The organism is Nocardia sp. NPDC051900 (assembly GCF_044452545.1).
In the GTDB taxonomy this organism is placed as follows: Bacteria; Actinomycetota; Actinomycetes; order Mycobacteriales; family Mycobacteriaceae; genus Nocardia; species Nocardia sichangensis.
The window spans coordinates 69,606-84,697 of record NZ_JBITBU010000023.1 but is presented as its reverse complement, the minus strand read 5'-3'; the positions used below and the strand labels follow the sequence as shown (position 1 = coordinate 84,697).

11 protein-coding genes are annotated in these 15,092 nt (G+C 66.7%); 5 read left to right on the top strand and 6 right to left on the bottom strand.

What is annotated here, in order from left to right:
- Positions 1-176 precede the first annotated feature (176 nt).
- Together ACIA5H_RS31620 and ACIA5H_RS31615 are read right to left on the bottom strand one after the other, a co-directional pair.
- Positions 177-530, bottom strand: a complete 354-nt coding sequence (locus tag ACIA5H_RS31620) for a DoxX family protein (RefSeq protein WP_397079390.1) — start codon at positions 528-530, stop codon at positions 177-179.
- Positions 531-1,112: 582 nt separating this feature from the next.
- A complete protein-coding gene (locus ACIA5H_RS31615) occupies positions 1,113-1,760 on the bottom strand; it encodes a TetR/AcrR family transcriptional regulator (RefSeq protein ID WP_397079388.1) in 648 nt (215 codons plus the stop codon).
- Between the two features lie 95 nt (positions 1,761-1,855).
- Between ACIA5H_RS31615 and ACIA5H_RS31610 the strand changes: the two genes are divergently transcribed.
- The 3 genes from ACIA5H_RS31610 (at position 1,856) to ACIA5H_RS31600 (ending at position 4,336) form a co-directional block, all read left to right on the top strand.
- A complete protein-coding gene (locus ACIA5H_RS31610; RefSeq protein WP_397079386.1) occupies positions 1,856-2,698 on the top strand; it encodes an alpha/beta hydrolase in 843 nt (280 codons plus the stop codon).
- 5 nt (positions 2,699-2,703) lie between these two features.
- A complete protein-coding gene (locus tag ACIA5H_RS31605) occupies positions 2,704-3,390 on the top strand; it encodes a VOC family protein (protein WP_397079384.1) in 687 nt (228 codons plus the stop codon).
- A gap of 85 nt (positions 3,391-3,475) precedes the next feature.
- Positions 3,476-4,336, top strand: coding sequence for a fumarylacetoacetate hydrolase family protein (locus ACIA5H_RS31600; protein ID WP_397079382.1), 861 nt, complete (start codon positions 3,476-3,478; stop codon positions 4,334-4,336).
- Positions 4,337-4,573: 237 nt separating this feature from the next.
- On the opposite strand, the gene ACIA5H_RS31595 is transcribed toward ACIA5H_RS31600, so the two are convergent.
- On the bottom strand, positions 4,574-5,212 hold the full coding sequence (locus tag ACIA5H_RS31595) for a polysaccharide deacetylase family protein (protein WP_397079380.1): 639 nt from the start codon (positions 5,210-5,212) through the stop codon (positions 4,574-4,576).
- Entirely contained in the window at positions 5,209-5,877 is a 669-nt protein-coding gene (locus ACIA5H_RS31590) for a TetR/AcrR family transcriptional regulator (RefSeq protein ID WP_397079378.1), read from the bottom strand. The genes ACIA5H_RS31595 and ACIA5H_RS31590 overlap by 4 nt, the downstream gene beginning before the upstream one ends.
- A 100-nt stretch (positions 5,878-5,977) precedes the next feature.
- Here ACIA5H_RS31590 and ACIA5H_RS31585 point away from each other — a divergent pair, with 100 nt between their 5' ends.
- Both ACIA5H_RS31585 and ACIA5H_RS31580 read left to right on the top strand, forming a co-directional pair.
- On the top strand, positions 5,978-6,607 hold the full coding sequence (locus ACIA5H_RS31585; RefSeq protein ID WP_397079376.1) for a hypothetical protein: 630 nt from the start codon (positions 5,978-5,980) through the stop codon (positions 6,605-6,607).
- A gap of 353 nt (positions 6,608-6,960) precedes the next feature.
- Positions 6,961-7,908 carry an anti-sigma factor RsbA family regulatory protein gene (locus ACIA5H_RS31580; RefSeq protein WP_397079374.1) on the top strand — a complete coding sequence of 316 codons (948 nt, stop codon included), beginning with the start codon at positions 6,961-6,963 and terminating at the stop codon, positions 7,906-7,908.
- A gap of 227 nt (positions 7,909-8,135) precedes the next feature.
- Here ACIA5H_RS31580 and ACIA5H_RS31575 read toward each other — a convergent pair whose 3' ends face one another.
- Together ACIA5H_RS31575 and ACIA5H_RS31570 are read right to left on the bottom strand one after the other, a co-directional pair.
- Positions 8,136-10,517 carry a SpoIIE family protein phosphatase gene (locus tag ACIA5H_RS31575; protein WP_397079372.1) on the bottom strand — a complete coding sequence of 794 codons (2,382 nt, stop codon included), beginning with the start codon at positions 10,515-10,517 and terminating at the stop codon, positions 8,136-8,138.
- Positions 10,517-15,046: a HAMP domain-containing protein gene (locus ACIA5H_RS31570; RefSeq protein WP_397079370.1), complete on the bottom strand. Its 4,530-nt coding sequence runs from the start codon at positions 15,044-15,046 to the stop codon at positions 10,517-10,519. The genes ACIA5H_RS31575 and ACIA5H_RS31570 overlap by 1 nt, the downstream gene beginning before the upstream one ends.
- Positions 15,047-15,092 lie beyond the last annotated feature (46 nt).

The window sequence follows — 15,092 nt, the reverse complement described above, 5'->3', positions numbered from 1 at the left end:
CTCATCGTCCCCGAGGGCACCTACGTGGGCCACCGATCCGCTGGCGGCAGCGAGCACAGATCCGGCCCGCTACCCGGCGGCCAGAAAAAACCGTGGCAGGTCAGCTCGCGAAGGCGCATTTGGTGTGGCATCTCAGACGTCGGCGAGGACGCCCGAGCGCCTTCGGTGACCGGCGCTCAGCGGGCGAGTGATGCGACGACGAGGTAGGTCACCGCCAACAGGGCGGTGACGATGGCCGGGATCATGTCGGCGAGCTTGTCCTTGGTCCGGACGTGGGTGATGAGCGCCCCGACCATCAGCAGCACGATCGCGACCCCAGCGAGCCGGCCGATCGGATGCCAGCCGATACCGATCAAAAGCCCTGCTGCACCGACGATTTCCAAGGCTCCGATGACTCGGAAGCCGGACACGGGGATCTCGGCGTGGGCTGCGCGTTCACGCATGGCCTGGACGGCGAGCACCTTCGGTGCTCCCACGGCGATCATCTCGAGCGCCAGCAAGGCGGCTAGGGCAATTGATGCGATCGTCATCGATCGCTCCTTTTCTCTCAGACGTGTTGGTCTCCAGCGCGCGGTAGGGGTGCCACTCGAATCCGGGCGAGGAGAACCAGTCCTCGCTCAGCACCAGGAACGGATCGGTCCACTCCCGCCGCGTGGGTCTCGGCACCGCCGCAGCGCGGTCGGCAATCGACGCTTTCCGCACGATCGTCGACGCGTCCTCGTTGACGTGCCCCAACACCAGCTTCAAATGTTGACGGCCATCAATATAATGTGCTTTATTGATTACCGTCAACATTTGGTGATGGGGCTACGCGTCAGGTGCCCATCGCGGGGCACGGCAGCGTGAGCGAGCAGTGCGCGACCACGCCGAGTCGGGTGGACGAAGTCATCGATGAGTGCGCCGGCCCAGGTTGGTCGGCCGTGAATCCTGTCCAGATGCTCAGTTGTCGGGCGCTGTGATCGGGTGATCGAGCGAGCCCTGCAGGCGGCCGCGCCGGATAGGACGCAGGATTCGGGGGATTCCTGGACGATCTCGACATCGAGGGCATCGAGCCGTTGCAGAGAACGGGGCAGGAAACTGAGCGTCACCTTCGTCGCAGTTGCCCTCGCTGGTCAGGCGCCGCGGGCTCGGAGCCCGGCCACGACCATGCCGGCGACGAATTCGGCGTGCCTGCGAGCCGCCGCGGGGTCGAGCGGATCGAGTGGGTTCAGCCTCGCCGCCAGCGGGACCAGACTGAACGGCGCGGTAGCGCCGTGCGCAACCAGGAAATGTACGGTGCGGATGTCTTCCTCGGCCAGCACGCCGCGGTCGACGAGCACCTTCAGCGGCGCGGTGATCCGGTGATACAACGGTCCGACGTGCGCGTCGAACAGATACGTCAGCCGAGGCCCCTCGGTGGCGCCTTCGACCGTGACCAGCCGCAGGATCTGCGGGTGGGTGGCGTGCAGTTGAAGGAATTGCACGATCGTCACGCGTACCGCTTCGAGCAGGTCGCGCTCGGCCAACTCCGCATCCACGCTCATGTGGTCGGCGATCTCGCCGAACGCCCAGTCGACCGTGGCGTACCACAGCCTCTCCTTGGAGCCGAACCGCTGATGGACGAGGTTGTGGCTCACTCCGAGCTCGCGATTGAGCGCCGCCACCGAGGTGCCGTCGAATCCGCATTCGGCGAACACTCTCAACGCCGCGGCCAGGATATCGGTCAACGAGGCTGGTGACAGCTCGGCCGGTGGTCGCCCTTTTCGTGTCTGCGTCGCCATCCGCCCAGTTTAGGACAATATGTTGACGATCATCAACTTGTATGGTTTATTGATTGCCATCAACTTTTATGACGCGGGACACATGGAGGTGGCCGATGCGCAGAGAAGAACAGATAGTCGGCAACACATTCGCCTATCGATTCGCTGATCCGGCCGCGGACCACGTGCTGCTGGTTCAGCACGGAATCGGCGGTCACGGCGGCATCTACGACAATTTCGCCGCACACTATGCCCGGTTGGGCGCCGAGGTCTGGTGCATGGATGCTCCCGGCCACGGCCGCTCGTGCGTGGACCGGCGCGCTGGCCAGTTCACCATCGAGGAGTGGATCGAAGCGGCACTGCGGCTGACCGATCACATTCGTGCCGCCACCGGGCTACCGGTGTTCATCAAGGGATCCTCGCTCGGCGCGTCCGCCGCCTACGGCGCCTACGCCGCGTCGCAGGATTTCGCGGGCGCGATTCTGATGGGATTCGCCATCCCGTCCTCACCGCTGATCCCGACCGAAAACGCCTTCCGCACACAGGCGTTCGATCAGATGGTCGCCCTGTTCGGTCCGGCGCTGCGTTTCGATATCGACCAGTACATCGATTTCGACACCGACTACGGGTTCCGCGGCGCGGGCAAGCAGAAGCATCAGGATCCGCTCAACACCTGGACCTACGACCTGGCCTCGTGGGCGTCGATCCTGCGCTACGACCCGGCCGTGCCGTTGTCGGCCAACACCAAACCGATCCTGTTCGCCGTCGGGGAGAAAGATCCGATCTTCACTCCCGCCACGGCCCGGGCCGTCGTCGACGCCACCACCGGCCCCGTCGAACTGCACATTCACCCCGAAGGGGTGCACCAGCTGATGTTGTTCCACACCGCCGACTACGCCGATGTCGTGCGGACCTGGTGCCACAAGCAGCTGCTCGACTCCGCCACCGAAAAGGACTGACCATCATGACCGTCACCCAACCCATCGGCGTAAACCACCTGGCGATCGCCACCCGCGACATCAAATCTCAGATCGCGTTCTTCACCGATGTCATCGGCCTGCCGCTCAAGGCGCTGTACCGCATGCACGGAGCCGAAGGCGCCTGGCACGGGTTCGTCGAACTCAACCCCACCTCCTACATCGCGTTCGTGTACCACCCCGACAACCCCGACACCCGCGAGCTCGGGGTCACCCACGCCGCCGAACCGACCGGACCGGTCGCGCCCGGTGCCATGCAGCATGTCGCACTGCACGTACGCGATCTCGACGAACTGCTGAGTTTGCGCGACCGCATCCGCAGTCGAGGGATCGTCGTGCTCGGCCCGATCGACCACGGGTTCTGCCGGTCGCTCTACCTCGCGGGCCCTGAGGGTCTGCTTGTCGAACTCACCACCGGCGACGCCATCGACGACCGCGCCTGGATCGACCCGGAAGTGGTCGAGATCAACGGCATCAGCGCCGACGAACTCGAAACCTACAAGCACCCCGCACCATTCACCCGACCGGCCGAGCCGGTGGCCCAACCGGCCTACGACGAGACCAAACCCCATATGGCCTATCCCGACGAGGTCTACCGGCAGATCATCGCCATGCCTGACGAGCTGGTGTGGCAGATGGCCAGCCAGACCGATCCGCCGGTCCGCCTCGACTGATCGCAGCGACCCGATGGCCGACCGTGCACCGCACCGTCCCCGCGGTGCACGGCCCACCCGACCGAAAAGGACATCCGCCCCTCTCATGAAGCTCGCCAATCTCGACGGCCGTGCCACGCTCGTCACCGATACCGGCATCATCGACCTCGCCAACGCCTCCGACGGCGTCCTGCCCAGCGATCCCGATCAGGCCGTCGCGCACATACGGCAGATCCGCGCTTGGTTCAGCGGCAATCGGCCCCGGGTCGATGCCCGTGTGACGGGCGCACAGTTGCTCGCCGATCTCACGCGGCTCGGTCCGCCGGTGCGTGCGCCGCGCCAGATCTTCGCCGTCGGGCTGAACTACGCCGACCACAGTGACGAAACCGGGCTCGCCCTGCCCGAAAACCCGCTCGTGTTCACCAAATTCGCCTCGGCGATCACCGGCCCCGGTGACGTGATCCCGTTGCCTACCCGCACCTGCGACTGGGAGGTGGAACTCGTCGCCGCGATCGGTGTCGGCGGACGTCGCATCGCTACCGAACAGGCCCTCGACCACGTCGCCGGATTCTGCATCGGTCAAGACATCTCCGAGCGTCGATCACAAATGGTCGGCACCCCACCGCAATTCAGCCTCGCCAAAAGTTACGAGCGGTTCGCGCCGATCGGCCCGTGGCTGACCACTCTCGACGAACTCGACGACCCCGACGATCTGGCCATCGAAGCCGTCCTCGACGGCGAGACCGTGCAATCGGGCCGCACCAAGCAGATGATTTTCGACGTCGCCGCGCTGGTCTCCCACCTGTCAGGCATCTGCGAGTTGTTCCCCGGCGATCTGATCTTCACCGGCACCCCGGCCGGCGTCGGCTATTCCCGCACCCCGGCACGGTACCTCGCCCCGGGCAACATGCTGCGCTCGTCGATCGAGGGCCTCGGCGAGCTGCGCAACCCCTGCACAGTCGCATAGCGACGCGAAGACCTCGACAGACCGGCAACACGGGACGCAAATGCGGCCAGTCACGCCTTCTCCGTCCACACCTGGGTCGCGCCGTGTGCCTCGAGTGCCGACCTCGAACACGTTGTCATGAACGGAATCTCGATCGACATCGCCCGCGGCCAGTGATCAGAATCGACGAACAGTTCGCCGGATCGGGGGATTCGGATATGTCAGGGGACTTCTTCCGATCGAATTCTCGGTGAGTGGTCAGTTCGTGGTAAAGGCGGTGAGGTCGCCGGTCAGCACGCCGTCCCGGATCGGCATGCAGGTGTGCGGGAATTCCTGGACGACCTCGACACCCAGGGTGTCGAGACGATCGAGCAGTTCGGGCAGGCGCTTCATGGCGCCGGTCGGCAGATCGTGGATGACGACCAAGCTCCACTGCTGGTTGCTGATCTGGTCGAGACAGCGCCGCACCCACCGGTCGGGCTCATCCCAGTCGTGCGGGATCGCCGACCACAGCACGCAGGTGTAGCGGTGTCGGCACAGGTAATCGATGGCCGGCGTGCTGAACACCCGGCGGCTCAGCACACCACCACCGGCGTAGGGACGGAACAGTTTGCCCGGATGCGCCAAAAGACCCAATAGCTGCTGGGCCGCGCCGATCTCGCGGTCGGGCAGATCCGGATCGTCGCTGTCGCCGAATTGCACCGAGTGGCTCATAGTGTGGTTGCCGATCCAATGTCCCTCGCGGGCAGCGCGTTCCGCCAGCGCACGTTCGTCCTCGCCGACGAGCCGATCACCGATGACGAAGAAACTCGACTTGATACCGCGCTCGGAGAGAACGTCGAGCACCTCGGCCGTCGCCTCGGTCGGCCCGTTGTCGAAACTGAGGGTGAGCTTCACGCGATAGTCCCATCGTTGTTCCAGGCACCCCGGGCGCGCAGTCCCGCCACGATCATGTCCGCCACGAACTCCGCGTGCTGCCGCACCGCATCCGGACCCATGGGGTCGAGGGGGTCGAGCATCCGTGCGAACGGCACCTGGCTGAACGGCGAGGTCCCCCCGTGCGCGACCAGGAAATGCAGACTGCGCACATCGGCGCTGGTCATCACCCCGGCATCGACGAGCACCTTCAGTGGCGCGGTCAGTCGCGTGTAGAGCGGTTGCACGTGCACCTCGAACAGGTAGTCCAATCGAGCGCTGGCCGCCGCGCCCTCCACGGAGACCAGGCGCAGGATGTCGGGGTGGCGTGCGTGCACCTCGAGGAATCGCACGATCGCCAGGCGCGCGGCGTCGAGAACGCCGACCGCGGCCAACTCCAGATCGAGTTCCTCGGCGACCGCGCTGAAGGCCCGGTCCACCGCCGCGCGCCACAGTCCCTCCTTGGAACCGAAGCGCTGATGGATCAGATTGTGGCTTACGCCCAGCTCCCGGTTGAGCGCGGCGACGGAGGTGCCCTCGAAGCCCTGCTCGGCGAACATCGCCAGCGCCCGAGCCAGGATGTCGTTCGTCGCGGCGGGTGATTCCTCCGCCGACGAGGGGCGCCCGCGGCGCTTGGCAGTGGTCATGCGGCCAGTCTAGAACAAAATATTGACGATCATCAATTTTTCCGTCTAATCTGGGTTATCCCAGTTAGTTGATGGTCATCAATTTTAGGAGGGATGGACCATGACACGGCAACGTAGCCGTCGACCGCGTGCACAGCGATCCGCGCTTCGGCCATTCGGTGTGCTGGCGACCCTGGGTGGGACCGGGCACAACTGGTTCGAACGCTGGGCCGGGGTCGGGGTCTTCTTGGAACCGTGGCTGGGCAGGCGGGCCACCAACGTCCTGTGGGCAGTGGCACCGGCCTTGCTGCTGCGCAGCGCTCGTCCGCGCGGGCGAGCCGACGAAGCGGTACTGGCGTTCAATGCCGGGGTATCGATCGCATCGGTAGTGGTCCACTTCGTGGACTGGCCGTGGTCGCGCCGACTGGGCATCTTCCCTTGGCTGGACGAGGCCGAGGGCATGGAGCAGAATCTGCTGCCTCCCTACAACACGGTGCTGTGGCTGTGGGGAATCGGCGGCGTGGGGGCGGTCTTGACCGAGACACGGCGCGCCGACCTGAAATTCGTCGCGGCCGGTCTGCTCACCGGGCCGCTGCTGCTGGCATCGGCGCGCCACCACTTCGCCTGGGCGCGCGAACAGGCAAACCACACCTCTGGTGAGGACGGCCAGTGGAGTTCGGCGTTCATCGACACCACGGACCGGACCGAGTCCGGCCGGCCCGGATCTGTGCTCGACGTACCGCGTTCCTGATCTGCCCGCCACCTCGCCGCGAACACGGTGAGCGGCTCGACAACGGCACGGCGACCTCCGGAAGGAGACGGCGATGAAACGTGAAGAACACATCATCGGCGACAGCTTCGTCCAGCGATACGCCGACGCCTCGGCCAATCTGCGCTCGAGCCCGCGACCGGCGGCTGCGAACGCAAGCGTAAGATCCTGCGCGTCCTTACGTTCATCGACACTTACGGAACCTCGATTTTGGTAGAAGCCGCCACCCGATCCTCGGAGGTTCGACGAATCGTGGTACATCGGCCCCCGGCGATGATGCTTCGGGTACTCGCGGTGTTCTGGCCCTCTCTACAGACGATCGAGGTAGTGCACACATGAGCTTGCCTGGCGTTACCGACCCATTCGTGCACCCCGCGCTGTTCTACCGCGACACGGCGGAATACCTCGCGGGCACCCTCGGCTTCATCCGCCAAGGACTCGCGAACGGCGAACCGGTCGCGGTGGCGGTCCCCGGTCCCAATCTGTCGCTTCTGCGCACTGCACTGGGCTCCGACGCCGCCTCGGTCCAGCTGATGGACATGACTGTCGAAGGCCGCAACCCGGGCCGCATCATTCCCGGCGTGCTTCGCGCCTTCGCCGACAAGCACCCCTCCGGACGCGTGCGAATCATCGGCGAACCGATCTGGGCCGGACGCTCGTCGCTGGAGTACCCAGCGTGCGTTCAGCACGAGGCTCTGATCAACGCGGCATTCACCGGGCGGGAAGTGAGCATCCTGTGTCCCTATGACACCGAGCGTCTTTCGACCCAGGTCTTGAACGACGCGCACGCTACCCACCCTGTGCTCATCGATCACGCGGGCCGGCGAACGAGCAGCGCCTACAACCCGGACCACATCGTCGACTTCTACAACAGAGAACTGCCTTCCCCGCCCGCGACCTCCGCAACCGTAGCCTTCGACGCGACGTCGCTGCCCCACATCCGGCGCCTGGCCATCGATTACGCCCGCGACGCCGGCATGCCCGAGCACCGCGAGATCGATCTCGAACTGGTGATCGCGGAGACCACCACCAACTCGGTCGTCCACGGCGGCGGCCACGGCAGGCTCACGATGTGGGCCGAGCAGAACCAGATCCGCTACCAGATCAGCGATCAAGGACACATCACGAATAGCCTCGCGGGCCGCCTGCCCGCACAGTCCTATCGCCCAGGCGGCCGCGGGCTGCTGATGGTCAACCAGCTCACCGACCTCGTCCGAATCCACACCACCCCGCACGGCACCACCATCCAGCTCCACTTCGGCTTGGATCGCGATTCGCCTTAGCACTGCGCTCTGCACCGGGCGGCACCGTCCGTGCGCACCAGCACCTTGCGGCGCGCCGACGCCCCAGCCGCTCTGCGAGCCGGAGCGCGCAAGGGCTGTCGGCGGACCGGCCCGTGACGAGTTCACTGCACTTTCGGCCTCCCGAAAGATTTCGGAGGCAGAACTTCCACCGTCGCCGGGTGCCGAATCCGTACCGGACTCGCACCGGAGTCTTCGGTCGGCCGCTCTCAGCTGCCCGGGGAGTCTTGACCCGGCCCCACTTGAATACCCACCACGCACGTGTCGTCGTCGGTATCGGCATCGCTGCCGTCGAGCAATTCGTCCAGACGGTCGTCCAGGGTTCCGCTGAGCTGTGCCGACCTCACGAGCAACCGTTCGATGCAGTCGTCCAGCAGCCGGTCTCGGCGCTCGATCAGCCCATCGGTGTAGAGCAGGAGAGTGTCGTCCGGCTCCAGTTGCAGTTCGGCTTCCTCGAACGTCGTCTCCGCCACAGCGCCGAGGAGCATCCCTTGGAGCAGGGGCAAGCTGGACGCCTGGCCAGCGCGCACCAGCACCGGCGGCAGGTGGCCCGCGCGGGCCCAGCGCAAGACGCGGGTCTGTGGATCGTAGAGCCCGCAGATGGCGGTGGCGAAGATGTTGTCGGTCAGGTGGTGGGCCACCAGGTTCAGCCACGTCAGCATCTGCCCTGGACCTGCGCCGGTGGCGGCGAGGCCACGCAGGGCGTTGCGGAGCACCACCATGCCTGTGGCTGCCTTGACGCCGTGGCCGGTGATGTCGCCGACGGACACCAGGATCTGCTTGGAAGGCAGCACGACCGCGTCGTACCAGTCTCCGCCGACGGTGTATTCCTGCTCGGCGGGCCGGTATCGCACCGCTATGCGCAGACCGAACGCCTCGATGGACGGCTGCGCGTCCGGCATGATCGCCTGCTGGAGCTGCCGTGCCAGCTGGCTTTGTTCGGCGGCGTGCTGCTCGGTGTGCGCCAGCCGGTCGCGTGTCGCGGACAGCGCGACCTCGGTCCAGTGTTGCGCGGAGATGTCTTGGTAGGCGCCGCGGATGGCGGCCAGGTGGCCTGCCTCCAGGACCGGTTCGGCGACGATCCGGATGTGCCGGGTCACGCCGTCCGGCCGGATCAAGCGGAAGGCCGTGGAAGCCGAGCGGCGGTAGCGCAGCAAGGTCCGCAGGAACCGGTCGACGGCATTCGCGTCGTCGTCGTGGACGTGCCCCGGCAGTTGCGCGAGCGGGATCGGCTCCGCGGTGGGCGCGAGCCCGTAGAGAGCGAAAAGTTGACTGCTCCAGGTGATCTCGCCGCTTGCGGCGTTCTCTTCGAACCCGCCGACGCGGCCGAGGCGCTGTGCGTGCTGCAGCAGCGCCGCCAGCCGCGCCGTCTCGTCCTCCACCCGCCATACCAGCAGCACGGTGTCGCCGTGGCGGCTGATGCTGAGGGCGGTCGAGACGGTCAGTGGTACTTGGCCGACCAGTTCGGTCAGCATCATTCGGTCGGTACGGTAGGTCTCGCCGGTGGCGAAGACGTGCTCGATCCGCTCGAACAGCTGCCCGTCACTCGCCGCCATGGGGTACGCCTCGAGCAGCAACGCGCCGTTGACCAGGCCGCGCGGACGCCCGGCCGGGTCGACGAAGCAGCTGTTGACGTGGTGGATGCGGAAGTCGGCGAGCGCGCCGTCGTCGCCGAGGTGGGGCAGCAGCACGAGCGCCGGGTCGAAAAGGCCGTCCGCGAGTCGCACGAGGTCCGCGACACCGGGACGGTCCGGCGCCCGCACAGCGGCGAGGTCCGACTCCAAGGTGTGTGCGCACAGCTCGGCCAGTGCCTCCAACTGCCGGTGCACCTGGGGCGGCTGTGGTTCGAGCGGTTGCGGCCAGCACACCTCGAGTACGCCGAGCAGCTTGCCTCCCGCGCCCGCCGGAATCGCCGCCCTGCCGCCCTCGCGGTCACCGATGGACGGCGGCCCGGCCCGGTTCAGGTCATCGATCCATACCGCGTTGCGCTCCATCAGCGCCTGCCGGGCCGGAGTCACCACACCGGGCGGCACGTATCGCCAGCGCTCGGCCTCGTGGGGGCCGATGCCGGCGAAACCGGACAGGGTCAGCGACGCGTCGGCGCCTGCGGACCAGATCGCCACGGCGGTGGCGCCCAGCGGCGTCAGAGCGTGCTCCAGCACCGACTCCGCGACACGTTGACTGTCACCGGCTGCAAGCAGCCCGCTTTCGGCCGTACGCAAGCGCACGGCCGCGGATGGCTCTCCCGGTGAGGCGGCGCGCAGCAAGAACTCGCCCACCACCGCGCTGACCTTGTCCTGGGCCGACTGGTCGACCAGTTCGGCAGCCAACTCGAGCGGTGTGATGCCCGCTCGCTCGGCGAGGGCCTCGAGTTGCCGTGCCGCCTGCGCGGGCCCGCAGTGCAGCCGTTCGACCAGAACGCCCTTGGCCATCTCGATCAGCGCGCGTCCGTCGGCGGTGGCTTGGGCCTGTTGGATTTGCGCACGCAACCGCTCTACGGTGGCCGCGAGGCGGTGGACCGCGGGGCCAACGGGCGAGTGAGCGTCAGCTGCCGCGCCGGCCTCGGTGTAGGGGTTTTCCAGGTCGGTCATCAGGCATCCAGCCAGTGCTGGATGCACGCGATCAAAGCGTCCGCGTCGACCGGTTTGGTGACGTAGTCGTTGGCTCCGGAGGCGAGGCTCTTCTCGCGGTCGCCCAGCATCGCCTTGGCTGTCACGGCGATGATCGGCAGGCTCTCGTACCGTGGCATCTCGCGGATCGTCGCCGTCGCGGTGTAGCCGTCCATCTCGGGCATCATCACGTCCATCAGGACCAGGTCCGTCTCCGGGTGGGCGATGAGCTTGTCGATGCCCTCCCGCCCGTCCTCCGCGTGTAGAACGCTCATGCCGTGCAGTTCGAGGATGCTGCTGAGCGCGAAGAGGTTGCGGGCGTCGTCGTCGATGATGAGCACCGTGCGGCCGGCGAGCTTGCCGTCCGGCCGCTGTGGCGCCGGGGCGGATGCGTCTTCGCGACGGACCAAGGGCAGCATGTCGCCGGGTGCCTCGGCGGTGACGTGCAGCGCGATCCGCTCCCGCAGATCGTCCAGGCTGGACAGCAGCTCCAGCGGCTGGCTTGTGGCGCGATGTTGCAGCATGCGTTCCTGCTCGGCGTCGAGCCGGCGGTTGTGAACCAGTACCGGGACGCTTCTCAATGCGACGTCCCCGTCCATCGTCTCCAGGAACCGCAGCGCGGCGCCGTCGGGCAAGTCCAGCTCGAGCACGACGCAATGGAACGCTTCGGCGGCCATCGCCGCCACCGCCTCTTCCACCCCCACCGTAGTGACGACCTGAACCGGACCACGCGGGTCGTTGCTGTCGGCCAGTTCGGCGACAGCGCTTTGCGCGACCAGCGACAGCAGGCCTTGCGGGCGCTCCTCGACGACCAGGAGCCTGCGGTGCTGTTGAGGTGTGGGAGCAGGGGTGCGCTCCGGCCGACTGTCGGCCTGCTGCGTGTCGTCCCGCTCGCGAGGCGGCGCCTCCTGGAAGTCCGGCCGCGCGACCGGGAGGTAGAGGGTGAACGTGCTGCCCTCGCCCAGCGTGCTTTCGGCGCTGATGGCGCCGCCGAGCAGGTAGGCGATCTCCCGGCTGATCGACAGACCCAGGCCGGTGCCGCCGTACTTGCGGCTGGTGGTGCCGTCGGCCTGCTGGAAGGCGCCGAAGATCGACTCGAGCTGGTGTTCGGCGATGCCGATCCCGGTGTCGATCACCCGGAACGCGACAGCCGGGCCGTGCTGGCGCACTGCTGCGGGCAACTCGCTCGCCTCCGCCGGTTCGATCCGCAGCTGTACCGACCCGGTCTCGGTGAACTTGACCGCGTTGGACAGCAGGTTCCGCAGCACCTGCCGCAGCCGCGAGTCGTCGGTGAGCAGGTCCGACGGCAGGCCGGGTGCGGTCGTGACGCGGAAGCGCAGACTCTTCTGGGTGGTCATCGGCCGGAAGGTGGCCTCGAAGTAGTCCAGCAACTGACGCAACGACACGCGTTCAGGCGTGAGGTCCATCTTGCCCGCCTCCACCTTCGACAGGTCGAGGATGTCGTTGATCAGCTGGAGCAGATCCGAGCCCGCCGAGTGGATGATGCCCGCGTACTCCACCTGCTTGGGCGTGAGATTGCGGCTCGGGTTCTGGGCCAGCAGCTGGGCGAGGATCAGCAGACTGTTGAGCGGGGTGCGCAGCTCATGGCTCATGTTGGCCAAGAATTCCGATTTGTACTTCGACGCGAGCGCGAGTTCTTGGGCACGGGTCTCGAGTTCCTGCCGCGCCTGCTCGATCTGAAGGTTCTTGGCTTCGATGTCGCGGTTCTGCATGGCCAGCAGTGCCGCCTTGTCCTCCAGCTCGGCGTTGGATCGCTGCAGTTCCTCCTGCTGCACTTGCAATTCCTCGGAGCGGGCTTGCAGTTCGGTGGTCAGGCGCTGGGATTCCACCAGTAGCTCGTCGGTGCGGGCGTTGGCGATGATGGTGTTGACGTTGACGCCGACCGTTTCCATCAGCTGGTCGAGGAAATCCCCGTGGATGCGGGTGAAGCGGTGCACGGAAGCCAGTTCGATCACGCCGAGGACCTGTTCCTCCACCACGATCGGCAACATGAGCAGGTTGACCGGTGCGGTCTGCCCGAGCCCGGAGGAGATGGTGACGTAATCGCCGGGCACATTCTCCACCGCGATCGTGCGGCGACTGCGTGCGGCCTGGCCTACCAGGGACTGGCCGAAGGCGAACCGCGAAGGGCTGCCCGGTTCCTCCGGGCTGCCATAGGAGCTGATCAGCCGCAGCTCCGGCCGCTCGTCGCTGTCGTCGGCGAGGTAGAACGCGCCGAACTGCGCGGAAACCAACGGCACCAGCTCGTCCATGATCAGCCCGGCCACCACGTGCAGGTCGCGTTGACCCTGCATGAGACCGGAGATACGAGCGAGGTTGGTCTTCAGCCAGTCCTGATCCTGGTTGGCCTTGGTGGTCTCGCGCAGCGACTCCACCATCGCGTTGATGTTGTCCTTCAACTCCGCGACCTCACCGGAGGCCTCCACGGTGATGGAGCGGGTCAGGTCGCCCTCGGCGACGGCGCTGGTGACCGCGGCGATCGCGCGGACCTGGCGGGTCAGGTTGCCCGCCAGCTCGTTGACGTTCTCGGTCAGCCTTTTCCATGTGCCCGAGACGCCCTCGACCTCGGCCTGGCCGCCCAGCCGCCCCTCCGATCCCACCTCGCGGGCGACGCGGGTGACCTCGGCCGCGAACGCGGACAGCTGGTCGACCATCGTGTTGATCGTGGTCTTCAACTCGAGGATCTCGCCGCGCGCGTCCACGTCGATCTTGCGGGTCAGATCGCCTTGCGCGACCGCGGTGGTGACCTGGGCGATGTTGCGGACCTGGTTGGTCAGATTGTTCGCCATGGAGTTGACGTTGTCGGTCAAGTCCTTCCACGTGCCCGCCACATTCGGCACGCGTGCCTGGCCGCCGAGCATGCCCTCGGTGCCGACCTCGCGGGCGACGCGAGTGACCTCGTCGGCGAACGCGGACAACGTGTCGACCATCGTGTTGATCACCCCGGCAAGCGCCGCGACCTCGCCCTTCGCCTCCACGGTGATCTTCTGACTCAGATCACCGCGCGCCACCGCCGTGGCGACCTGAGCGATCGAACGCACCTGGCCGGTCAGGTTCGACGCCATCACGTTGACGTTATCGGTCAGGTCCTTCCACGTGCCCGACACGCCCCGCACAGTCGCCTGGCCACCGAGATTGCCCTCGGTGCCGACCTCGCGGGCCACGCGGGTGACCTCGTCGGCGAACGCCGAGAGCTGATCGACCATCGTGTTGATGGTCTCTTTCAGCTCCAGGATCTCGCCGCGGGCATCCACCCTGATCTTCTGACTCAGATCGCCACGGGCCACCGCGGTGGTGACCTGGGCGATCGAACGCACCTGCGCGGTGAGGTTGTCGCCCATGACGTTGACCGACTCGGTGAGGTCCTTCCAGGTACCTGAGACGCCCTTCACGTCCGCCTGCCCGCCCAGCCTGCCCTCGGTGCCGACTTCGCGGGCCACGCGGGTGACCTCGTCGGCGAACGCCGAGAGCTGGTCGACCATCGTGTTGATGGTGCTCTTCAGCTCCAGGATCTCGCCACGGGCGTCCACTCTGATCTTTTGAGACAGATCGCCCTGCGCCACCGCGGTTGCCACCTGAGCGATCGAACGCACCTGCGCGGTCAGGTTGCCCGCCATGAAGTTCACCGAGTCGGTGAGGTCGCGCCAGGTGCCGGAGACGCCCTTCACATCCGCCTGGCCACCGAGGATGCCCTCGGTGCCCACCTCGCGCGATACCCGCGTGACCTCGTCGGCGAAGGACGACAGCTGATCGACCATCGTGTTGATGGTGTTCTTCAGCTCCAGGATCTCGCCACGGGCGCTCACTGTGATCTTCTGGCTCAAGTCGCCTCGCGCCACCGCGGTCGTCACCTGCGCGATGTTGCGGACCTGGTCGGTCAGGTTGCCCGCCATGAAGTTCACCGAAGCGGTGAGGTCGCGCCACACGCCGCCGACGCCGGGCACCTCCGCCTGACCGCCGAGCCGGCCCTCCGAACCTACTTCGCGCGCGACGCGGGTGACCTCGTCCGCGAACGCGGACAGCTGGTCCACCATCGTGTTGACCGTGTTCTTCAGCTCGAGGATCTCACCGCGTGCGTCCACGTCGATCTTCTGGGACAGGTCGCCCCGCGCCACCGCGGTCGCGACCTGGGCGATGTCGCGCACCTGGCTGGTGAGGTTGCCCGCCATCGCGTTCACCGAGTCGGTGAGGTCCTTCCAGGTGCCGGACACGCCGGGCACCTCGGCTTGACCACCCAGCCGCCCGTCCGTGCCGACCTCGCGCGCGACCCGGGTGACTTCCGAGGTGAACAGCGACAGCTGGTCCACCATGCCGTTGAACACCGTCGCGATCTCGCCGAGCAACCCGTCGGCGTCCGTCGGCAACCGGGTGCCGAAATCGCCGTCGCGCACGGCTGTCAATCCGGCCAGTAGCTGGCGTAACTCGACCTGATCCGCGGCCGTGACAGCCTGCTTCGATGCGGTGCGGGCAGGTGCCGCCGTGTCTGTCATGCTCATCCTCGCTCTGCCCCACCCCATTCGGACGCGATGCCGCGCA

What these genes read in the sequence shown, in the direction of transcription:
- ACIA5H_RS31620 (WP_397079390.1), bottom strand. Translation starts at nt 530, where the DNA reads ATGACGATCGCATCAATTGCCCTAGCCGCCTTGCTGGCGCTCGAGATG.
- ACIA5H_RS31615 (WP_397079388.1), bottom strand. Translation starts at nt 1,760, where the DNA reads ATGGCGACGCAGACACGAAAAGGGCGACCACCGGCCGAGCTGTCACCA.
- ACIA5H_RS31610 (WP_397079386.1), top strand. Translation starts at nt 1,856, where the DNA reads ATGCGCAGAGAAGAACAGATAGTCGGCAACACATTCGCCTATCGATTC.
- ACIA5H_RS31605 (WP_397079384.1), top strand. Translation starts at nt 2,704, where the DNA reads ATGACCGTCACCCAACCCATCGGCGTAAACCACCTGGCGATCGCCACC.
- ACIA5H_RS31600 (WP_397079382.1), top strand. Translation starts at nt 3,476, where the DNA reads ATGAAGCTCGCCAATCTCGACGGCCGTGCCACGCTCGTCACCGATACC.
- ACIA5H_RS31590 (WP_397079378.1), bottom strand. Translation starts at nt 5,877, where the DNA reads ATGACCACTGCCAAGCGCCGCGGGCGCCCCTCGTCGGCGGAGGAATCA.
- ACIA5H_RS31585 (WP_397079376.1), top strand. Translation starts at nt 5,978, where the DNA reads ATGACACGGCAACGTAGCCGTCGACCGCGTGCACAGCGATCCGCGCTT.
- ACIA5H_RS31580 (WP_397079374.1), top strand. Translation starts at nt 6,961, where the DNA reads ATGAGCTTGCCTGGCGTTACCGACCCATTCGTGCACCCCGCGCTGTTC.
- ACIA5H_RS31575 (WP_397079372.1), bottom strand. Translation starts at nt 10,517, where the DNA reads ATGACCGACCTGGAAAACCCCTACACCGAGGCCGGCGCGGCAGCTGAC.
- ACIA5H_RS31570 (WP_397079370.1), bottom strand. Translation starts at nt 15,046, where the DNA reads ATGACAGACACGGCGGCACCTGCCCGCACCGCATCGAAGCAGGCTGTC.